Annotated in this window: 23 protein-coding genes; 20 read left to right on the forward strand and 3 right to left on the reverse strand. The window is 41.2% G+C overall.

Annotated features, from left to right (window positions below; all coding sequences use genetic code 11):
- Positions 1–4 precede the first annotated feature (4 nt).
- The 4 genes from JQ841_RS09170 to JQ841_RS09185 all read left to right on the forward strand — a co-directional run bounded on the left by JQ841_RS09170 (position 5) and on the right by JQ841_RS09185 (position 4059).
- Positions 5–307 carry a hypothetical protein gene (locus JQ841_RS09170; protein WP_203180730.1) on the forward strand — a complete coding sequence of 101 codons (303 nt, stop codon included), beginning with the start codon at positions 5–7 and terminating at the stop codon, positions 305–307.
- A gap of 156 nt (positions 308–463) precedes the next feature.
- Positions 464–1678, forward strand: a complete 1215-nt coding sequence (locus JQ841_RS09175; protein ID WP_000666457.1) for a pyridoxal phosphate-dependent aminotransferase — start codon at positions 464–466, stop codon at positions 1676–1678.
- Between the two features lie 144 nt (positions 1679–1822).
- Entirely contained in the window at positions 1823–1957 is a 135-nt protein-coding gene (gene rpmH / locus JQ841_RS09180) for a 50S ribosomal protein L34 (protein WP_000831905.1), read from the forward strand.
- 137 nt (positions 1958–2094) lie between these two features.
- Positions 2095–4059 (forward strand): peptide ABC transporter substrate-binding protein, encoded by a 1965-nt coding sequence (locus JQ841_RS09185; RefSeq protein ID WP_203180731.1) that lies wholly within the window; start codon positions 2095–2097, stop codon positions 4057–4059.
- Between the two features lie 232 nt (positions 4060–4291).
- On the opposite strand, the gene JQ841_RS09190 is transcribed toward JQ841_RS09185, so the two are convergent.
- The gene (locus tag JQ841_RS09190; RefSeq protein WP_203180732.1) at positions 4292–6136 is read right to left on the reverse strand and encodes an APC family permease; all 1845 of its coding nucleotides are present in this window, start codon (positions 6134–6136) and stop codon (positions 4292–4294) included.
- Positions 6137–6292: 156 nt separating this feature from the next.
- Between JQ841_RS09190 and JQ841_RS09195 the strand changes: the two genes are divergently transcribed.
- The 16 genes from JQ841_RS09195 (at position 6293) to JQ841_RS09270 (ending at position 20444) form a co-directional block, all read left to right on the forward strand.
- Complete coding sequence (locus JQ841_RS09195) at positions 6293–7066, forward strand: TatD family hydrolase (RefSeq protein WP_203180733.1); 774 nt, start codon at positions 6293–6295, stop codon at positions 7064–7066.
- Positions 7066–7632 (forward strand): ribonuclease M5, encoded by a 567-nt coding sequence (gene rnmV, locus JQ841_RS09200; RefSeq protein WP_203180734.1) that lies wholly within the window; start codon positions 7066–7068, stop codon positions 7630–7632. The genes JQ841_RS09195 and rnmV overlap by 1 nt, the downstream gene beginning before the upstream one ends.
- Positions 7633–7696: 64 nt before the next feature.
- Complete coding sequence (gene rsmA, locus JQ841_RS09205) at positions 7697–8569, forward strand: 16S rRNA (adenine(1518)-N(6)/adenine(1519)-N(6))-dimethyltransferase RsmA (RefSeq protein ID WP_203180735.1); 873 nt, start codon at positions 7697–7699, stop codon at positions 8567–8569.
- Position 8570: 1 nt separating this feature from the next.
- Entirely contained in the window at positions 8571–9449 is an 879-nt protein-coding gene (rsgA, locus tag JQ841_RS09210) for a ribosome small subunit-dependent GTPase A (RefSeq protein WP_203180736.1), read from the forward strand.
- A gap of 10 nt (positions 9450–9459) precedes the next feature.
- On the forward strand, positions 9460–10116 hold the full coding sequence (gene rpe / locus JQ841_RS09215) for a ribulose-phosphate 3-epimerase (protein WP_203180737.1): 657 nt from the start codon (positions 9460–9462) through the stop codon (positions 10114–10116).
- Positions 10079–10741 (forward strand): thiamine diphosphokinase, encoded by a 663-nt coding sequence (locus tag JQ841_RS09220; RefSeq protein WP_203180738.1) that lies wholly within the window; start codon positions 10079–10081, stop codon positions 10739–10741. The genes rpe and JQ841_RS09220 overlap by 38 nt, the downstream gene beginning before the upstream one ends.
- A gap of 1 nt (position 10742) precedes the next feature.
- The gene (locus JQ841_RS09225) at positions 10743–11999 is read left to right on the forward strand and encodes a DNA recombination protein RmuC (RefSeq protein WP_000444776.1); all 1257 of its coding nucleotides are present in this window, start codon (positions 10743–10745) and stop codon (positions 11997–11999) included.
- The gene (locus JQ841_RS09230; protein WP_020903082.1) at positions 11989–12930 is read left to right on the forward strand and encodes a 3'-5' exoribonuclease YhaM family protein; all 942 of its coding nucleotides are present in this window, start codon (positions 11989–11991) and stop codon (positions 12928–12930) included. Before JQ841_RS09225 ends, JQ841_RS09230 begins: the two co-directional genes overlap by 11 nt.
- A gap of 104 nt (positions 12931–13034) precedes the next feature.
- Positions 13035–13862: a pur operon repressor gene (purR, locus tag JQ841_RS09235; protein ID WP_004238844.1), complete on the forward strand. Its 828-nt coding sequence runs from the start codon at positions 13035–13037 to the stop codon at positions 13860–13862.
- Between the two features lie 66 nt (positions 13863–13928).
- Entirely contained in the window at positions 13929–15179 is a 1251-nt protein-coding gene (locus tag JQ841_RS09240; protein ID WP_020903083.1) for a diaminopimelate decarboxylase, read from the forward strand.
- Between the two features lie 125 nt (positions 15180–15304).
- Entirely contained in the window at positions 15305–16099 is a 795-nt protein-coding gene (pflA, locus tag JQ841_RS09245; RefSeq protein WP_153224031.1) for a pyruvate formate-lyase-activating protein, read from the forward strand.
- 320 nt (positions 16100–16419) lie between these two features.
- Positions 16420–17130, forward strand: a complete 711-nt coding sequence (locus JQ841_RS09250) for an ABC transporter ATP-binding protein (RefSeq protein WP_000438101.1) — start codon at positions 16420–16422, stop codon at positions 17128–17130.
- Position 17131: 1 nt separating this feature from the next.
- On the forward strand, positions 17132–17917 hold the full coding sequence (locus JQ841_RS09255; protein WP_061590038.1) for an ABC transporter permease: 786 nt from the start codon (positions 17132–17134) through the stop codon (positions 17915–17917).
- A gap of 1 nt (position 17918) precedes the next feature.
- Positions 17919–18638 (forward strand): hypothetical protein, encoded by a 720-nt coding sequence (locus JQ841_RS09260; protein ID WP_049516002.1) that lies wholly within the window; start codon positions 17919–17921, stop codon positions 18636–18638.
- Positions 18639–18699: 61 nt separating this feature from the next.
- The gene (locus tag JQ841_RS09265) at positions 18700–19386 is read left to right on the forward strand and encodes a response regulator transcription factor (protein ID WP_000323581.1); all 687 of its coding nucleotides are present in this window, start codon (positions 18700–18702) and stop codon (positions 19384–19386) included.
- Positions 19356–20444 (forward strand): sensor histidine kinase, encoded by a 1089-nt coding sequence (locus JQ841_RS09270; protein ID WP_049515998.1) that lies wholly within the window; start codon positions 19356–19358, stop codon positions 20442–20444. The genes JQ841_RS09265 and JQ841_RS09270 overlap by 31 nt, the downstream gene beginning before the upstream one ends.
- Positions 20445–20620: 176 nt before the next feature.
- On the opposite strand, the gene yidC is transcribed toward JQ841_RS09270, so the two are convergent.
- Positions 20621–21547: a membrane protein insertase YidC gene (yidC, locus tag JQ841_RS09275; RefSeq protein WP_070482255.1), complete on the reverse strand. Its 927-nt coding sequence runs from the start codon at positions 21545–21547 to the stop codon at positions 20621–20623.
- A 77-nt stretch (positions 21548–21624) separates the two neighbouring features.
- The gene (locus JQ841_RS09280; RefSeq protein ID WP_001174620.1) at positions 21625–21903 is read right to left on the reverse strand and encodes an acylphosphatase; all 279 of its coding nucleotides are present in this window, start codon (positions 21901–21903) and stop codon (positions 21625–21627) included.
- Positions 21904–21928 lie beyond the last annotated feature (25 nt).

Here is a 21928-nt window from a genome sequence, read left to right on the forward strand (position 1 = left end):
GAGAATGATGAAGCACTCTTTTCAAGAAACAAAAAATTCAAATTTCCTTTATTATGGAATTATCCTAGTGTCAGTCTTGCTAGAAGTTATCATGGTCTGGCAATTAGAGAGTCTGGTACCGCTTCTCTATCCAGGTTTTATTGGTTTTTTAGTCTTTCATTTACTTTACCATTTGGTATTATTCCTAGTCGCTAAACGAAGTGGGCGTTGGGATTACATGATGATATGGGGGCTTTTCCTCATGTTCAATCTTCTCTATGATTCCTTTCTAGGCTTGCTTTTTCTAGGTTTATCTTTTGGTATGTGATCTTTCTTTGGCAAAATACCTGCTATCTCCCCTGTCTTGACCTCGCTTTTAGCGAGGTTTTTCTTCTATACGAACTTAGTAACCCATTTCAGTAAACTTGTCGCATTCTCTTTCTAGTGGTATAATGTTACTATCCTGATGAATTGAGGAAACAAGATGAAAGAATATAACAAGTCTAGTAAGTTAGAGCATGTTGCTTATGATATCCGTGGTCCTGTTTTGGAAGAAGCCATGCGGATGCGAGCAAACGGCGAAAAGATTTTACGTCTGAATACAGGAAATCCAGCAGAATTTGGCTTTACAGCGCCAGACGAGGTCATTCATGACTTGATTATGAATGCGCGTGATAGTGAGGGTTACTCTGATTCCAAAGGGATTTTCTCAGCCCGTAAGGCCATCATGCAGTATTGCCAATTGAAGAAATTTCCAAACGTAGATATTGATGATATTTACCTTGGAAATGGTGTCAGTGAGCTGATTGTCATGTCCATGCAGGGACTTTTGGACAATGGAGACGAGGTCTTGGTGCCAATGCCAGACTATCCTCTCTGGACAGCCGCTGTCAGCCTAGCTGGGGGAAATGCTGTTCACTATATCTGTGATGAAGCTGCAGAATGGTACCCAGATATTGACGATATCAAGTCAAAAATCACTTCCAATACCAAGGCGATCGTCCTTATCAATCCAAATAACCCAACTGGAGCCCTTTATCCTAAGGAACTCTTGTTGGAGATTATTGAGATTGCCCGTCAAAACGATTTGATTATCTTTGCGGATGAAATCTATGACCGCATGGTTATGGATGGACATGTGCATACGCCTGTGGCGAGCTTGGCACCAGATGTCTTCTGTGTTAGCATGAATGGTCTATCAAAATCTCACCGTATTGCTGGTTTCCGTGTGGGTTGGATGGTCTTGTCTGGACCTAAGACACATGTCAAAGGCTATATTGAAGGGCTCAATATGCTGTCCAATATGCGCCTTTGCTCTAACGTTTTGGCCCAACAAGTCGTACAAACTTCCTTGGGTGGTCATCAGTCAGTCGATGAATTGCTCCTTCCTGGTGGACGAATTTACGAGCAAAGAAATTTCATTTACAATGCCATTCAAGATATTCCTGGTTTGTCTGCAGTTAAACCTAAGGCTGGACTCTATATCTTCCCGAAAATCGACCGCAATATGTACCGTATCGATGATGATGAACAGTTTGTCCTTAATTTCTTGAAACAGGAAAAGGTTCTCTTGGTTCATGGTCGAGGCTTTAACTGGCAGGAACCAGACCACTTCCGTATCGTTTATCTTCCTCGTGTTGATGAACTGGCCCAAATCCAAGAAAAGATGACTCGTTTCTTGAAACAGTATCGTAGATAGGGCTTACATTCGAAAAAGCTGGAAACATTTGCCTTGAGCTATTGACAAAAGTAAAAGAATCAGATAGAATAGTAAAGTATGTTTAGTAACTGATCACTTTATAGCCGGCTAAACGAATACAAAATCTATGAGGAGGTATTCATCGTGAAACGTACTTATCAACCAAGTAAACTTCGTCGTGCGCGCAAACACGGATTCCGTAACCGTATGTCAACTAAAAACGGTCGTCGCGTATTGGCAGCTCGTCGTCGTAAAGGACGCAAAGTTTTGGCTGCATAATCCAAACGAACCATATCAAAAATCAGTAGGAACTCGAGTCTACTGATTTTTATTTTTGTAAAAAAGTTAAAAAGGCTTTATATTTTTGCTCAAATAGTGTATAATATTTCACATATAGTAAAAAATGGAGAATAATCATGAAGAAATCAAAAGTTATGCTTTTTGGAGCTATGGCTTTGACAGCAGGTCTAGCTCTAGCGGCATGTGGGTCTTCCCAATCAAGTAATGCAGACAAGACTTACTCTTATATCTTTGTCAATAACCCAGATACCTTGGATTATATTACCTCTACACGAGATTCTACATCTAGTATCACAACCAACTTGATTGATGGGTTGTTGGAAAATGACCAGTATGGCAATCTCATTCCCTCTATGGCTGAGTCATGGACAGTGTCAAAAGATGGTTTGACCTACACTTATAAAATCCGTCAGGGAGCTAAATGGTACACTTCTGAAGGAGAAGAGTATGCGGATGTAACAGCTCATGACTTTGTGACTGGTCTTAAGTATGCGGCTGATAAAAAGGCTGAAAACTTGTACTTGGTACAAGACTCTATCAAGGGGCTAGCAGATTATGTTGAAGGGAAATCATCTGATTTTGGAACTGTTGGTGTTAAGGCGGTGGATGATTACACGCTACAATACACCCTCAACCAACCGGAGACTTATTGGAACTCTAAAACAACAGCAAGTATTCTTAGTCCTGTAAATGAAGCTTTCTTGAAGTCTAAGGGAGATGACTTTGGAAGTGTGACACCATCAAGTATCTTGTCAAATGGTCCTTACTTGTTTAAGTCCTTCACATCAAAATCTTTGATTGAGTTTGATAAAAACCCTAACTACTGGGATAAGGACAATGTCAAAATTGAGAAAGTGAAACTTTCTTTCTTTGATGGTTCTGACCAAGACAGCATTGCAAGAGGTTTCTTGGATGGTAACTATACTGATGGTCGTATCTTCCCAACAAGTTCAGTATTTGCTGAACTCAAGAAGGGGAATGAGGACAAGATTACCTACACACCACAAAACTCAGTTACTTTCTATTATCTTTTCAACGTTAATCGTCAAAGCTACAAGCAAACTATGAAACAGTCTGATAAGGAAAAGACAGATTCACGCGTAGCTATGCAAAATAAAGATTTCCGTCAAGCTATCAACTTTGCCTTTGACCGTCATGCTTATGCAGCACAGACAAATGGCGAAGATGGAGCAGACCGTATCTTGCGTAATACAGTAACACCAAGTAACTTTGTCCAAGTTGGTGATAAGAACTTTGGTGATATTGTTAATGAGAAAATTGTCAACTACGGTAAAGATTGGGCAAATATCAACCTAAACGATGGTAAGCAAGCCTTCTTGAATCCTGAAAAGGCCAAAGAGAAGTTTGAGAAGGCCAAAGAAAGTCTGCAAGCTCAGGGAGTAACCTTCCCAATTCATTTGGATATGCCAGTTGACCAGACTGCTAAGTTAGATGTGCAACAGGCCGGTTCTTTCAAACAAACAGTGGAAGAAACCCTTGGTAAGGAGAATGTGGTCATCGATGTTATCCAACTATCTCCAGATGAAAAAGACAAAGCAACCTACTTTGCAGATACAGCAGAACAAAAAGACTACGATATCGACATCTCAGGATGGGGTGGAGATTACTCAGATCCTAAGACTTACCTAGCTATTCTTGATCCAGAGACAGGTTCTCAGTTGAAAAACATGGGCTTGTCTGAAGGAAAAGACAAGGAAGTCAAGGACAAGATTGGTCTTGCTGACTACAAGAAACTCTTGGATCAGGCTGATGCGGAAATCACAGATACTCAAGCCCGCTATGAAAAATATGCTGAAGCCCAAGCTTGGTTGACAGATAGCGCCCTCTTCCTACCAGTTCAAAGTGGTGGAGCCAACCCAATCTTCCGTAAGACTGTACCGTTTACAGGACCATTCTCATTCGTTGGTCATAAAGGAAATGCGGACAACTACAAATATGTTGAATTGCAAAAAGAGCCAGTAACTGCTAAACAGTACCAAGAACTTTATGAAAAATGGCTAAAAGAAAAAGCTGAGTCAAATAAAAAAGCTCAGGAAGATTTAGCTAACCACATTCAATAATATTCCTAGTCATGCTTTTCAGTTAATACTCAATGAAAATCAAAAAGCAAACCGCAGGCTGTTCAAAACAGTGTTTTGAGGTTGTGGATAGAACTGACGAAGTCAGTAACCATACCTACGGCAAGGTGAAGCTGACGTGGTTTGAAGAGATTTTCGAAGAGTATAAGCCTAGTGACTGGATTCAGAAAAAAGGTCCTACCAGATGCTTCTTGGTTCTGGTAGGGCCTTTTCTTTATTCTTTTAAGTGATATGAGTAGCTAGCGACAACGACGTCTTGGTGCCAACGAAGGGCGTATTTGAGTTTGAGACTCATCTGATTGTGCAGGATATTTTGCCAAGGTTTATTGGGGATAAACTGGGGAACGAGAACAGTGACTGTATAGTTCTTTTTCTGAGCTTCCTCGGAAATCCGTTTGACATACTTGACAGTAGGCGTGATGATGTCGCGATAGCTGGTCTTGATATTTTTCAGAGTGATGGTTGGGAAGTAATCGGCAAATTCTTGGAGAATCTCTTGGTCTTTTTCTGCTGTTTCCTTGGTAGAAATATGCATGGCTAGGACTTCGTCACCGATACTTTGAGCGTAGTTAATGGCTCCGACGCTGACTCGGGTGACATTTCCTACTAGGACTAGAACCAGATTGCCATCGTAGGTACGTTTTTCGATACCTTCATAGAGACGCAGTTGTTGGGCTACTTTTTGGTAATGACTGTGAATGGCTAAGAAGAGTAGGGTGAGTACGAGAATAATCGGGAAGAAAGGCCAGATATCACTGAGACGGAAAAAGAGCAAGATTAGTACAATCGCGTAGCAAATGATGGCTCCAAGGATATTGGCAAGGGCAGGTTTTAAGAAATTTGCCCCTTTTTCTTTTTTCCAATGACGAATCATCCCAGTCTGAGAAAGGGCAAAGGGCACGAAGACCCCGATAGTATAAAGGGGAATCAAACGTTCGGTATTGCCATTAAAAATGAGAAGAAGAATCATAGCCCCAAAAGCCAGAGTTAAAATTCCATTAGAGTAACCTAGGCGATCTCCTTTTTCCATAAAGAGATGGGGCATGTATTTGTTTTTAGCCATATTGTAAGCCAGCATAGGGAAGGCCGAAAAGCCAGTATTTGCAGCTACGGCCAAAATCAAGGCTGTGGAGAATTGGAAGAGATAATACCCAAGGTGGCCTATGAAGGAATTACCAAGGATGCCTTGAGCCATCTGTGAAAGAATCGTTTCTCCGTGTTGAGGCAGAATCCCCATCCAGTAGTTTAGGAAGGTGATACCAGCAAAAAGAAAACCTAAAATCAGTGACATGATGGTCAAGGTTTGAGCGGCATTCTTTTCTTTTGGAGCCTTGAAAAAGGGAACGGCATTTGAAATAGCTTCGACCCCTGTCAGAGAGGCAGAACCACTGGTAAAGGCTCTTAGAATGAGAACGATAGACAGACTTGGTACAGCATGCCCGATAGGAGAAGTTGCCTGATAGCTGAGAGAACCTGTCACTAGTTGAAAGATTCCATAGAGCAAGAGAAAGACAGTGCTGATGATAAAGAGATAGACAGGAATCATTAGTGAACTGGCAGATTCTTTTAATCCCCGTAAGTTCAAGAGCATGAGCAAGCAAACCAGAAAAATGGAGATGTGGAGGTTGTAAGGGTGTAGAGCAGGGAGAGCCGCTGTGATAGCGTCAGCTCCAGATGAAACAGATACCGCTACGGTCAGCATGTAGTCGACTAGCAGACTACCTCCAGCGATTAAGCCAAGTTCGGGAGATAGATTTTCTCGAGTAACCATATAGGCCCCTCCCCCTTGAGGGTAGGCATGGATGATTTGACGGTAGGAGACGGTCAGGCTAGCTAGGAGCAGGAGGACAAAGAGGCCGATAGGAAGGCTCCACCATATCGCAAGAGGAGAGAGACTAGCCAAGACGAGGACTACTTGCTCAGGCCCATAGGCAATGGAAGATAGAGCGTCGCTTGACAACATGGCCAAGGCCTGCATTTTTCCCAGCAGACCTCCCTCTCCTTCTGTTAAGGACTTAAGAGGACGACCGATAAAGGTATGTTTTAATTTTGTAAACATGGTATTTTCCTTTACTGAAAATTTCAATAAGTGCTATTATACTGCTTTGAAAAAATAGCGTCAAGAGAGGACGATGGATTTTAGAATATTTTGTACAGATGAGGAGAGAGGTCAGTTTTTTGGTATAATAGAAGATAGAAAACGAGGTTAGAAGAGATGATTTTTGATACACATACACACTTGAATGTAGAAGAATTTGCTGGTCGTGAGGCAGAAGAAATTACCTTGGCTGCTGAGATGGGTGTGACACAGATGAATATTGTTGGTTTTGATAAACCGACGATTGAGCGTGCCTTGGAGTTGGTAGATGAGTATGATCAGCTCTATGCGACTATCGGTTGGCATCCGACAGAAGCAGGGACTTACACGGAGGAGATTGAAGTCTACTTGCTTGATAAGCTCAAGCATCCCAAGGTAGTTGCCTTGGGTGAGATTGGTTTGGACTACCATTGGATGACAGCACCGAAAGAGGTGCAGGAGCAGGTTTTTCGCCGTCAGATTCAATTATCTAAGGACTTGGATTTGCCTTTTGTTGTCCATACTCGTGATGCGCTGGAAGATACCTATGAGATTATCAAAAGTGAGGGCGTTGGTCCTCGTGGTGGGATTATGCACTCATTTTCAGGGACGCTTGAGTGGGCAGAGAAGTTTGTCGCGCTTGGCATGACTATTTCCTTCTCAGGAGTGGTGACTTTTAAGAAAGCAACTGACATCCAAGAAGCAGCTAAAGAGTTACCTTTGGACAAGATTTTGGTGGAGACGGATGCGCCTTACTTGGCTCCTGTTCCTAAACGTGGTCGTGAAAATAAAACAGCCTACACTCGCTATGTAGTGGACTTTATCGCCGACTTACGTGGTATGACGACAGAAGAGCTGGCGGCGATAACAACCGCAAATGCAGAACGAATTTTTGGATTGGACAGCAAGTAATGAAAGAGAAAATTTCCCAAGTTATCGTGGTTGAAGGTCGCGATGATACGGCCAATCTCAAACGTTATTTCGATGTAGAGACCTATGAGACGCGAGGTTCTGCCATTAATGACCAGGATATAGAACGTATTCAGCGCCTGCACCAGCGTCATGGGGTCATTGTCTTTACAGACCCAGATTTTAATGGGGAGCGGATTCGCCGCATGATTATGACGGCTATTCCAACAGTTCAGCATGCCTTTCTTAAACGAGATGAAGCTGTTCCCAAGTCCAAAACCAAGGGGCGTTCTCTGGGAATCGAACATGCTAGCTATGAAGACCTGAAAACGGCTCTCGCTCAGGTGACAGAACGATTTGAACATGAGAGTCAGTTTGATATCAGTCGTAGCGACCTGATTCGCCTTGGCTTTCTAGCAGGGGCAGATAGCCGTAAACGCAGAGAATATCTGGGAGAGGCTCTCCGAATTGGCTATTCTAACGGCAAGCAACTCCTCAAGCGCTTAGAGTTGTTTGGAGTCACCTTGGCAGAAGTGGAAGAAGTTATGAAATCTTATGAGAATAGCTAAGCAGACCCCAAATGTAAGGGGAATGTGTTACAATAGAAGTAACAGATAATAGAAAAGAGAATAGATGAGAATTGCAGATTATAGCGTGACCAAGGCAGTGCTAGAGCGTCACGGTTTTACCTTTAAAAAGTCCTTCGGGCAAAATTTCTTGACGGATACTAATATCCTTCAAAAGATCGTGGATACGGCTGAAATTGATGACCAGGTCAATATTATCGAAATCGGGCCAGGGATTGGTGCTTTGACGGAATTTTTGGCTGAGCGTGCGGCTCAAGTCATGGCTTTTGAGATTGACCACCGTTTGGTGCCAATTTTAGCAGATACCTTGCGTGATTTTGACAATGTGACCGTAGTCAACGAGGACATTCTCAAGGTTGAATTGGCGCAACATATCCAGAATTTTAAAAATCCTGACCTGCCAATCAAGGTAGTAGCTAACTTACCATACTACATCACGACACCTATTCTCATGCACTTGATTGAAAGTGGCATTCCGTTTAGTGAGTTTGTCGTCATGATGCAAAAAGAAGTGGCGGACCGCATTTCAGCCCAGCCTAACACTAAGGCATATGGCAGCTTGTCAATCGCTGTTCAATACTATATGACAGCTAAGGTTGCCTTTATCGTGCCTCGTACGGTCTTTGTACCAGCGCCAAATGTGGACTCGGCTATCTTAAAAATGGTGCGCCGTCCAGAACCAGCTGTAGCAGTGGAAGATGAGAACTTCTTCTTTAAGGTTTCCAAGGCAAGTTTCACTCATCGTCGCAAGACCTTGTGGAATAACTTGACAGGTTACTTTGGCAAGACTGAGGAGGTCAAGGACAAGCTGACCAAGGCTTTGGATCAGGCAGGCTTGTCACCAAGTGTGCGTGGGGAAGCTCTCAGCTTGGCAGAATTTGCCAGTCTAGCAGACGCGCTTAAAGGGCAAGGACTCTAAGATGCAGGGACAAATTATTAAAGCCTTGGCAGGCTTCTACTATGTAGAGAGTGATGGCCAGGTCTATCAAACACGCGCGCGTGGAAATTTCCGTAAAAAAGGCCATACTCCTTACGTTGGGGACTGGGTAGATTTCTCTGCCGAGGAAAATTCAGAAGGCTATATTCTCAAGATTCACGAACGGAAAAACAGTCTGGTCCGTCCGCCCATTGTCAATATTGACCAAGCTGTAGTAATCATGTCCGTCAAGGAACCTGATTTTAACAGCAATTTGCTGGATCGTTTCTTGGTTCTTTTGGAGCACAAGGGCATCCATCCCATCGTCTATATTTCCAAAATGGATTTGTTGGAAGATAGAGGAGAACTGGATTTTTATGAACAGACTTATGGTGACATCGGCTATGACTTTGTGACCAGTAAAGAGGAACTCCTGCCCTTGTTAACAGGCAAGGTGACAGTCTTTATGGGGCAGACGGGCGTTGGGAAATCAACTCTTCTCAACAAGATCGCACCAGACCTCAATCTTGAAACGGGAGAAATCTCAGACAGTCTAGGTCGCGGGCGCCATACCACTCGAGCTGTTAGTTTTTACAACCTTAATGGGGGTAAAATCGCAGATACACCAGGTTTTTCATCCTTAAACTATGAAGTATCAACGGCGGAAGACCTCAATCAGGCCTTTCCAGAGATTGCTAGTGTTAGCCGAGACTGCAAATTCCGTACCTGTACCCATACCCATGAGCCGTCTTGTGCAGTCAAGCCAGCTGTCGAAGAGGGAGTTGTTGCAACCTTCCGTTTTGACAACTACCTGCAATTCCTCAGTGAAATTGAAAATCGCAGAGAAACCTATAAAAAAGTCAGCAAAAAAATTCCAAAATAAGGAGAAACCTATGTCTCAATACAAGATTGCTCCGTCAATTCTGGCAGCAGATTATGCCAACTTTGAACGTGAAATCAAACGCCTAGAAGCAACCGGTGCAGAGTATGCCCATATCGATATTATGGATGGTCATTTTGTACCACAAATCAGTTTTGGTGCTGGAGTGGTCGAAGCTCTTCGCCCTCATAGCAAGATGGTCTTTGACTGCCACTTGATGGTGTCAAACCCTGAGCATCATTTAGAAGAATTTGCGCGTGCAGGTGCGGATATCATCAGTATCCATGTGGAAGCAACGCCTCATATTCATGGTGCCCTCCAAAAAATTCGTTCACTTGGTGTCAAGCCATCAGTTGTTATCAATCCAGGTACACCAGTTGAAGCGATTAAGCATGTGCTTCATCTAGTTGACCAAGTCCTAGTCATGACAGTTAACCCTGGCTTCGGTGGACAAGCCTTTCTGCCAGAAACTATGGATAAGGTTCGTGAGTTGGTTGTTCTTCGTGATGAAAAAGGCTTGAATTTTGAAATCGAAGTGGATGGCGGGATTGATGACCAAACTATTGCTCAAGCCAAAGAAGCTGGTGCGACCGTTTTTGTAGCAGGTTCCTATGTCTTTAAGGGAGATGTCAATGAGCGAGTACAAACTCTCAGAAAACAGCTGGACTAGGGTTGCCGTTTTTGCGGGCGGAGACCGTGGTCACTACCGGACGGACTTTGATTGCTTTGTCGGTGTGGATCGAGGCTCGCTATGGGTCTTGGAAGAAAATCTTCCTCTTGCTCTAGCGGTTGGAGATTTTGATTCTGTCACTGCAGAAGAGCGTCAGTTGATTCAAAAACGTGCTCAGCATTTTGTCAAAGCTCAGCCAGAAAAAGATGATACTGATCTGGAACTAGCGCTTTTAACGATTTTCGAAAAGAATCCTCAGGCTCAGGTGACTATTTTCGGTGCTTTGGGTGGTCGTATTGACCATATGTTGGCTAACGTCTTTCTACCTAGCAATCTTAAGTTGGCACCATATATGCGTCAAATAGAAATTGAGGATGGGCAAAACTTGATTGCCTATTGTCCAGAAGGAACCAGTCAGCTAGAACCCCGTTCAGACTATGAATACCTAGCCTTTATGCCGATTAGGGATAGTCAGCTGACCATTCTTGGTGCCAAGTATGAGTTGACAGAGGAAAATTTTTTCTTTAAAAAAGTGTACGCTTCTAACGAATATATAGATAGGGAAGTTTCGGTGACTTGCCCAGATGGCTATGTAGTCGTGCTGCATAGCAAGGACAGGAGGTAGGATGGAAAGTTTACTTGTTCTATTATTGATTGCCAACCTTGCTGGCCTCTTTCTGATTTGGCAAAGGCAGGATAAGCAGGAGAAACACCTAAGCAAGAGCTTGGAGGATCAGGCAGATCACTTGTCAGACCAGTTGGACTACCGCTTTGAACAAGCCCGACAAGCCAGTCAGTTGGACCAAAAAGATTTGGAAGTGGCTGTCAGTGACCGTTTGCAAGAAGTGCGAATCGAGTTGCACCAAGGCTTAACTCAGGTCCGTCAAGAAATGACGGAGAATCTCCTCCAAACCAGGGATAAGACTGACCAACGTCTCCAAGCCCTGCAGGAATCAAATGAGCAACGTTTGGAACAAATGCGCCAGACAGTCGAGGAAAAACTAGAAAAGACCTTGCAGACACGCTTACAAGCCTCCTTCGAGACAGTTTCCAAACAACTGGAGTCTGTCAATCGTGGTCTTGGAGAAATGCAGACAGTTGCCCGCGATGTCGGAGCCCTCAACAAGGTTCTCTCTGGAACCAAAACGCGAGGGATTCTGGGAGAATTGCAACTGGGGCAAATCATCGAAGACATCATGACACCTGCCCAGTACGAACGAGAATACGCAACGGTTGAAAACTCTAGTGAACGAGTGGAGTATGCCATCAAGTTGCCTGGACAGGGTGACCAGGAATATGTCTACTTACCGATTGACTCCAAGTTTCCACTGGCAGATTATTACCGCTTAGAAGAAGCCTATGAAGCGGGTGACAAGGACGAGATCGAACGCTGTCGTAAGTCGCTCCTAGCCAGCGTCAAACGCTTTGCCAAGGATATCAAGAGCAAGTACATAGCACCGCCTCGGACTACCAATTTTGGAGTTTTGTTTGTTCCGACAGAAGGTCTCTACTCAGAAATCGTCCGCAATCCGGTCTTCTTTGATGACTTGAGACGGGAAGAGCAGATTATTGTCGCAGGTCCAAGTACCCTATCAGCTCTTCTCAATTCCCTATCAGTTGGTTTCAAAACCCTTAATATCCAAAAGAGTGCTGACCATATTAGTAAGACTCTTGCTAGTGTTAAGACCGAGTTTGGCAAGTTTGGTGGCATTCTGGTCAAGGCACAAAAACACCTCCAACATGCCTCTGGCAATATTGATGAACTATTAAACCGTCGTACCACAGCTATCGAGCGGACGCTCCGTCACATTGAGTTGTCAGAAGGTGAGCCTGCGCTTGATCTACTCCATTTCCAAGAAGATGAGGAAGAATATGAAGATTAGTCACATGAAAAAAGATGAGCTATTTGAAGGCTTTTACCTAATCAAGTCAGCTGACCTGAGGCAAACTCGAGCTGGGAAAAATTACCTAGCTTTTACCTTTCAAGATGATAGTGGCGAGATTGAAGGGAAACTCTGGGATGCCCAACCTCATAACGTTGAGGCCTTTACCGCAGGTAAGGTTGTCCACATGAAAGGACGCCGAGAAGTTTATAACAATACCCCTCAAGTCAATCAAATTACCCTCCGCCTGCCTCAGCCTGGTGAACCCAATGATCCAGCTGATTTCAAGGTCAAGTCGCCAGTTGATGTCAAGGAAATCCGTGACTATATGTCGCAAATGATTTTTAAAATTGAAAATCCTGTCTGGCAACGGATTGTCCGAAATCTCTACACCAAGTATGATAAGGAATTTTACTCCTATCCAGCAGCCAAGACCAACCACCATGCCTTTGAAACGGGTTTGGCTTTCCACACTGCAACCATGGTGCGTTTGGCAGATGCTATTAGCGAAGTTTATCCTCAGCTCAATAAGAGCCTGCTCTATGCGGGGATTATGCTGCATGACTTGGCTAAGGTCATTGAGTTGACGGGACCAGACCAGACCGAGTATACAGTGCGAGGCAATCTCCTTGGGCATATTGCTTTGATTGATAGCGAAATTACTAAAACAGTTATGGAACTCGGTATCGATGATACCAAGGAAGAAGTCGTTCTGCTTCGTCACGTCATCCTTAGTCACCACGGCTTGCTTGAGTATGGAAGTCCAGTCCGTCCACGCATTATGGAAGCAGAGATTATCCATATGATTGACAATCTGGATGCAAGCATGATGATGATGTCAACTGCTCTTGCTTTGGTGGATAAAGGAGAGATGACCAATAAAATCTTCGCAATGGACAATCGTTCCTTCTATAAACCAGATTTAGATTAATAATTTAAGAAAAATGAGCATTTTTAGGATAAGAATGTTCGTTTTTTTATGTGAATATGGTATAATAGATAAAATATCAAAATTAAATGAAGTGGGAAATAGAAATGAAATTAAGAAGAAGTGATCGGATGGTTGTCATTTCCAACTATTTGATTAATAATCCTTATAAACTAACTAGTCTCAATACTTTTGCTGAAAAGTATGAATCTGCTAAATCATCCATCTCAGAGGATATCGTGATTATCAAACGCGCCTTTGAGGAAATTGAAATCGGTCATATCCAGACAGTAACTGGTGCTGGTGGTGGTGTCATTTTCACACCATCAATCTCAAGCCATGATGCCAAGGAAATGGTTGAGGACTTGCGTGCCAAGTTGTCAGAAAGTGACCGTATCTTGCCAGGTGGCTATATCTACCTGTCTGATTTGCTTAGCACACCAGCTATCTTGAAAAATATTGGTCGCATTATTGCCAAGAGCTTTATGGACCAAAAAATTGATGCGGTTATGACAGTAGCGACTAAGGGTGTTCCACTTGCAAATGCAGTTGCCAATGTCCTCAATGTTCCTTTTGTTATTGTGCGCCGTGACCTGAAAATTACCGAAGGTTCAACTGTCAGCGTCAACTATGTATCCGGTTCAAGTGGTGACCGCATTGAGAAAATGTTTCTATCAAAACGTAGTCTCAAGGCAGGCAGCCGTGTCTTGATTGTGGATGACTTCTTGAAAGGTGGCGGAACTGTCAATGGGATGATCAGCCTTTTGCGTGAGTTTGATTCAGAATTGGCAGGTGTAGCGGTCTTTGCGGACAATGCCCAAGAAGAACGTGAAAAGCAGTTTGACTACAAGTCACTCTTGAAGGTAACCAATATTGATGTCAAGAACCAAGCCATCGATGTTGAGGTTGGTAATATCTTTGACGAAGATAAATAAGAGATAGAACTAAAGGTTGGAACGCTTGTCCCAGCCTTTCTTTGCAAATAGAATAGAAGGAAACTTATGAAAACACCATTTATCAATAAAGAAGACTTAGAAAAGATTGCTGCTGAGTTCCCGACTCCTTTTCACTTGTATGATGAGAAGGGAATTCGTGAGAAGGCAAGAGCTGTCAACCAAGCCTTTTCGTGGAATAAGGGCTTTAAGGAATATTTTGCAGTTAAGGCTACTCCAACACCAGCTATCTTGAAAATTCTCCAAGAGGAAGGCTGTGGTGTGGACTGCTCTAGTTATGTGGAGCTTTTGATGAGCCATAAACTGAATTTCCCTGGTTCTGAGATTATGTTCTCTTCAAACAACACGCCAGACATGGAATACGCCTATGCGTGTGAATTGGGTGCGACCATTAACTTGGATGCCTTTGAAGATATTGAACATCTAGAGCGTGCAGCAGGTATTCCAGAAATCATCTCTTGTCGTTACAATCCTGGAGGCGTTTTTGAACTGGGGACAGACATCATGGACAATCCTGGAGAAGCCAAGTTTGGCATGACCAAGGATCAGCTCTTTGAAGCTTTTGCCATCTTGAAGGAAAAAGGAGCTAAGACTTTTGGGATTCACTCCTTCCTAGCGTCCAATACCGTAACCCATCTCTATTATCCAGAGTTGGCGCGTCAGCTTTTTGAATTGGCTGTTGAAATCAAGGAAAAGTTGGGTATTTCGCTAGACTTTATCAATCTTTCTGGCGGTATTGGTGTCAATTATCGTCCAGACCAGGAGCCGAACGATATCGCCTTGATTGGTGAGGGAGTTCGTAAGGTGTATGAAGAGGTCCTTACGCCAGCAGGTCTTGGTCAGGTTAAGATTTTTACCGAATTGGGTCGCTTTATGTTAGCTCCTCATGGGGCTCTAGTCACAAGAGTCACTCATAAGAAGAAAACCTACCGTACCTATCTAGGTGTGGATGCATCAGCAGTCAATCTTATGCGTCCAGCTATGTACGGAGCCTACCACCATATTACTAACGTGACCCATCCAGATGGACCAGCTGAAGTGGTAGATGTGGTTGGTTCACTCTGTGAAAACAATGATAAATTTGCAGTGAATCGCGAACTGCCTCATACAGAAATCGGTGATTTGCTGGTAATTCATGATACAGGTGCTCACGGTTTTTCAATGGGCTACCAGTACAATGCCAAACTTCGTTCTGCGGAAATCCTCTATACCGAAGAAGGTAAAGCCCGTCAAATCCGCCGTGCAGAGCGCCCTGAGGACTACTTTGCAACCTTGTATGGCTTTGATTTTGAAGAATAAAATGATAAGTAATTGAAAATGAAATTGAAAAACAGATTGCTTTCTAAAAAATAGGCAAAAATCTTGTTTTTCTTTCAAGTCATGATATAATAAAACTATAAAACGTTTTCAAGGAAGGTAACGATATGTCTGAAGAAACAATTGATTATGGACAAGTGACAGGAATGGTGCATTCGACAGAAAGCTTTGGGTCGGTAGATGGGCCTGGTATTCGCTTTATTGTCTTTTTGCAAGGCTGTCACATGCGTTGCCAGTATTGCCACAACCCGGATACTTGGGCGATGGAGTCCAATAAATCACGTGAACGGACGGTAGATGATGTCTTGGCAGAGGCCTTGCGCTACCGCGGTTTCTGGGGAAATAAGGGTGGGATTACAGTCAGTGGAGGAGAAGCCCTCTTGCAGATTGATTTCTTGATTGCCCTCTTTACCAAGGCCAAAGAACACGGAATCCACTGTACCTTGGATACCTGTGCACTGCCTTTCCGTAATAAACCACGTTACCTTGAGAAGTTTGACAAACTCATGGCTGTTACTGACTTAGTTCTCTTGGATATCAAGGAAATCAACGAAGAACAGCACAAGATTGTCACTAGCCAAACCAATAAAAATATCTTGGCCTGTGCCCAGTATCTATCAGATATTGGAAAACCTGTCTGGATTCGCCACGTGCTAGTTCCAGGTTTGACAGATAGAGATGATGACTTGATTGAACTTGGTAAGTTCGTCAAGACCCTCAAAAATGTGGATAAGTTTGAAATTCTACCTTATCACACTATGGGTGAGTTCAAATGGCGTGAATTGGGAATTCCATATTCCCTCGAAGGGGTTAAACCACCAACAGCAGATCGCGTCAAGAACGCTAAGAAACTCATGGATACCGAAAGTTACCAAGACTATATGAAACGTGTACATGGATAAAAAAGAAGCCTGATGGAAACATCGGGCTTTTAAATTTACACAAATATAGATAATTAAATGAAACAAAATTTTATACTCTTCGAAAATCTCTTCAAACTACGTCAGCGTCGCTTTGTCGTATATATGTGACTGACTTCGTCAGTCTTATCTACAACCTCAAAACCGTGTTTTGAGCAGCCTGCGGCTAGCTTCCTAGTTTGCTCTTTGATTTTCATTGAGTATTAAATCTTTTTTACTCTCTAAATTCTGAAAAAAATCCGAAAATGAGTGTATAAGATATAGTTACTTTTAGAAATATTAAATAGAATAGGAGAACATCTATGGAACAAAGTATTACCATTAAAAATTTATGTAAGTCGTATGGCCAAACTCAAATTTTAAAAGATATTTCTTTTGAAGCAAAAGCAGGTAGAGTGACTGCTTTCCTGGGTCCAAATGGAGCTGGTAAAAGTTCAACCTTACGTATTTTATTAGGATTAGACAAAGCAACATCTGGTCTTACCAAAATTGGAGATCAAACTTATAAGGAATTAAAATTTCCTCTAAAGACTGTAGGAGCTTCATTTGACAGTGTAGGAGCTCCTGATGATCGGACTGTTTATCAACATTTGAAAATTGTTGCTGCTAGTAATGGGATATCCAGTCAGCGAATTGAACAAGTCTTGGATATGGTGGATATTAGTCATAAGAAAAAATCTAAAATTGGGAAATTATCATTAGGAGAAGGACAACGCTTGGGAATTGCAACAGCTCTATTAGGAAATCCTCAATATCTGATATTGGATGAACCGACTAATGGGTTGGATCCAAGAGGAATTCGGTGGTTTAGAGAGTTTATAAAAAAACAAGCTCAAGAAGGGAAGACCGTCTTACTGTCATCTCATATATTATCGGAAGTGGAAGCAGTAACAGATGATGTAGTTATCATAAATAAAGGAAAAGTTCTTATAAAAGGGACTTTACAAGAAGTGATGAAAAATCTTTCTTCACTAGAGGAAGTCTTCTTTAGTTTAACAGAGGGAGGGAAGTGACATGGCACTTATTTACTCTCTTCATTCTGAAATATTGAAATTACTTTATAATAGAGCTACTCATGTTGTACTATTCTTGATACTGGTATTTCAAACGTTTTTAGCAAATATTGGTGCTTCTCAAATTGTTTCAGTTGGTATCCATGCTACACCAGAGACAAATCCAGATTTAGCAGAGGCCTTACCTCCTATTGAATTTTTAGGTTTTGATGTCACTTTATTTGGTGTTTTTATTATGATTATCCTAGGCTCAATTTACGGAGCCGAGGAATACAAAGGCTTGGCTATTCGTACAAGCCTCCTCTCTGTTACAAATCGAAGTACTTTCCTAGTTTCAAAAACATTAGTTTGGCTTATATTTTCTTTTATCATTTCCTTTCTATCAATATTCTTGACAATTAACATGACACATTATGTTTTAGGACAAGATGGCTTATTGCTTTTTTTACTAAATGGAACAGTTTGGTTCTATATATTTTTAGCCAGTATAGCTTGGACTTTGTTGGGACTGCTGGCCTATATTATGGCTTTGACATTTAAAACAGCCATTGTTCCTCTATTATTTTTGCTTCCTCAAGTCTACAATTTAGGAACATTCTTAGCAAACTATATATCGGTTGCAAAATTTCTTCCAGTTGCATTGGGGCAAGGATTGATTGCTACATCTCCTCAAATTTTAGAACATAATAGTTTACAACATATTTTATTTTTACTTTGTTGGAACTTCTCATTCTTGGCTTTAGCAATTTACCGCTTACTCAAGTCAGATATTGGAGGAGGTGAATAAGTTGAAAGAACAACTTAAAAGTGAGTATCTCAAGTTTATTATGAATCCTTGGCACTGGTTGATTATAGGTGCTCTATTACTGTGTATTCCGGCGATGGTTGTTTTTTTAAATAGTAAGCCAGACCAGTTGACTCTACAGTTTGTTTTGGAACAGCTACTGCAAAGTCTCTATTTAGGACAGGCAGGTTTCGTTAGTCTAGCGGTTCTATTTATAGGTCAAGAATTTACAGGTTCTAGCCTTCGTACCAGTTTTCTTACATGTCCAAATCGTTTGAAATTTATAATCTGTAAACTAGCTATTGTATTATGTGTGGAAATTGTATTATTGGTCGCTGTAATATCATTATGTATACTAATCGCCCAAGGATACTACAATATCAATCTTTTGAGTAATATTAAACATGTTCTGACAATCCTATTTCCAGCATGTATTTCTATTCTAACCTTCTCTCTTTTAAGTGGTATTTTTGTATTTATTTCCCAGTCTTTTATCTTAATTTTGGGAATCAGTTTATCCCTTTTATTGGGGTTGGGACAAATGTTACTACAATTCAGTTCTTTTTTTAGAAATTTACCATTACTAGCTAGTATGAATTGTTTTTATACCCATCCCTTGTCGCTTTATTATCCAGTGTGGCAAGGCTTAGGGATACAAATAGTTTGGTTATTAATTGTTTTTCTATTTGCTACATTGATACTTATAGGAAGAAATGTACGCTAAAGACAGGGGATGTCCTGTCTTTTTCTTGGTTAGTGCTATAATATAGTTAGGAGGGTGAGTTATGGCTTATAAAATTTTGGTGGTAGATGATGATCTCGCTATTCTTCGCCTAATAAAAAAAGTACTAGAATATGAAAAATATGAAGTAGTCATACGAAATAAGATAGAAGAGATTGATCTTTGTGATTTTACAGGCTTTGACTTGATTCTATTAGATATTATGATGCCTGTTAGTGGTTTAGAGATCTGTCAGATGATTCGCGAACAGATAACTGTTCCTATCTGTTTTATAACTGCTAAGGATATGGATGAAGATTTAGTAGCTGGAATTAATGCAGGTGCTGATGATTATATTATGAAGCCCTTTAGTATGCAAGAATTGTTAGCACGTGTTAAAATGCACTTACGTCGTGAAGAACGGATTAAAGGAAATGTTCATCAAATAAAGATTGGGAAGCTTATACTATATACGGATAGTAAGGAACTATTTGTAAACGATGATAAGATTGCTCTGACAAGGAGGGAATTTGACATAGTGAATCTTTTGGCAAGCAACCCAAGTAAAATATATTCTATTGAGGAAATTTATAATTATCTATATCCACAAAGTTCAGAAGCGCTCTTACGTTCGGTTTCAGAGTACATTTATCAAATTCGTCAAAAGTTGAAACCTTATCAATTAAATCCAATTAAAACCTTATACGGTGGAGGATATCAATGGGTAGAATCAAAAGTTTTAGACAATTAATTCGAGAAACCTGTTGGAGAATTATTTGGCAGTTTAGTCTTGGCTTACTAATGGCCTATCTTATTCCCTTAGCTTCAGTATCTATACAAATAAATGAAGATGGGAAAACTTTAAACAATAGTGGTGTTCTATCAATCTTTTTTAATGTGTCATCATGGATATATATTTGTGTTTTATTGATTGTTCTAATAAGTTATCACATTGGAAAATTGTTGAAAAAACTGAGTTATGAAATGACTTTGATTTATGAAAATAGTATGTGGTTGAAGAAGGAATGTACAGAAAGTTTAACGGTTAAAGAATTTCGCGAGACAGGAAATCGGATTATTGTGATGCAAGATAGAATTCGACAATTAATAGTTAATGAGAAACAGCAGAAGGAAGATTTGATGTTTCAGGTTTCAGCAGCTTCTCATGATTTAAAAACTCCCTTAACCATTATTAGGGGAAATGTGGAATTTTTGCAGACGATAACTGAAAACGACCAATCTCAAGAATGCTTAGCAGATATAGAAAGAGCTAGTCAACAGTTACTAGATTATTTCAATCAATTGATTCACTATTCTAAAACCTATTATGATGATGAGACAGGTTGGACGGAGTATTCCTCTTCAGATTTTATCAATGAATTAGAGAAAGAAGTCTCTTTTTTGATAAAAAATCAGATGAAGTTTTCTTTTGAACAAAATGTGAAAGGAACTGAAAACTATTATATAAATCAATCTCTTCTGATTCGTGCCATACAAAATATTTTAACAAATGCTTTGGAATACGCTGATAAACAGAATCCTAAAATTAAAATTAGAGTAGAGCAAGAGGGGAAGGAATTGAAAATAGGTATATGGAATAATGGTTCGGAATTTCCAGAGGAAGTTTTAACTAATTTTGGAAAGCTCTTTTATCGTATGGATAAAGCTAGATCGTATAAAGAGCAACATTATGGTATTGGACTAAGTTTTGTATGTAGAGTTGCAAAACTACACAAAGGCCGAGTTGAGCTTAGAAATAGAGACGAGGGAGCAGAAGTTTTAATAACTGTGAATTGTATTAAATCATAGTGATTTACTTGTTAATTTATGATTGAATAGTTTTTATATGTGAGCTTTTAAACTATTTAACTTTTTCGACTAGTATAAGATGTAACGGTAGATAATAAAAACGAATGATGATATCTAGTTGATGAAAACTATTTATCATTCATTCGTTTTTTAATTATTGGATAATTTACGTAGCTTTATCTCGAACGTTGTTTTCCAGCGTTGCGATTTTTGTGTTTTTTCTTGCTTGTGATAGCAGTTGGTTGTTCAGGGGGAACGTCTTTTCGTCCACTTGGTGTAGAGAAAGCACGTGCTTTTGGTGGGTTCTTGGCTAGTTCTTCACGGACTTTTTTGCGAAGTTTTGGACGAACGATATAGTTGACGATAAACTGTTGGAGAATCATCATGAAACCACCGACAACCCAGTAAAGTGTGACACTGGCTGGTGAAATGAGGGAGAAGACAACAATCGTGATTGGGCTCACGTAAGCCATTTTCTTGATTTGTTCTCTTTGCGTTTCGTCTTCTACTCCGTGAAGTGAAAGGAGCGATTGAAGATAGTAAAGGACACCTGCGCAGGCAACCAAAATCATACTTGGAGAACCTAGAGGAATGCCTAGGTAGCTTGCTTGAGCAACCCCTTCAGTATGTTGGGCAGCAAAGTAGATAGCTGAGAAGAAAGGCATTTGAAGGAGGATAGGGAAGCATCCTACACCACCAAACATGCTGATGCCGTGCTCTTTTTGAGCGGCAAAGAGAGCTTGTTGGGCTTCGAGTTTTTCTTCTTGAGTCGTTGCTTCTTTGAGACGCGTTTGGTGTGGCTCAAGGACGTGCTTGAGGGCGTTCATCTTTTCAGAGTGCAGAGTTGCTTTCCATGATTGGTAGATACCAAGTGGCAAGATAATCAAGCGCACGATAATGGTTACGATAATGATAGCGACCCCGAAGCCTAGACCTTTATCAGTAGCGAAGTACTTGATAGCTTCTCCCATCGGAGCACCCAAGAAATCCCAAACGGGACCAATTGGCTTACCTGTTGCTTTGTCTACTTGGACACAGCCTGTCAAGACGAGTAGCATAGCCACTCCCATAGCAGAGAGGGCAAAACGTTTAATAGATTTCAATGTTTTCATTCCTTCTTTAAAAATTATACCTTTCTATTCTACTGTTTTTTTGTAAAATATACAATAGTTCTAGAGACCTAATTTGCGACTTTGAAGTCCGAATAGGATGAAAAGTTGCTCATTTGTACATCTAGATAGGTAACTTTTGAAAAAGGTGTCGGACCTTTTCGGATTTCTTGGATAAATTTTGCCATAGTGGCAGAGGAGTCTGCCTGAGCAAGAATTTCCACTGTGCCATCGTCATTATTCCAGACACGACCAGTGATGCCACCGATTTCAAGAGCTAAAGTATAAACACCCCAGCGAAAACCAACACCTTGCACCCTGCCTTGGGCAATCATTCTAACCTTTTGCATACCAAACCCCTTTGATTGTGTTATA

The organism is Streptococcus mitis (genome assembly GCF_905187535.1).
GTDB classification, from domain to species: Bacteria; Bacillota; Bacilli; order Lactobacillales; family Streptococcaceae; genus Streptococcus; species Streptococcus mitis_BS.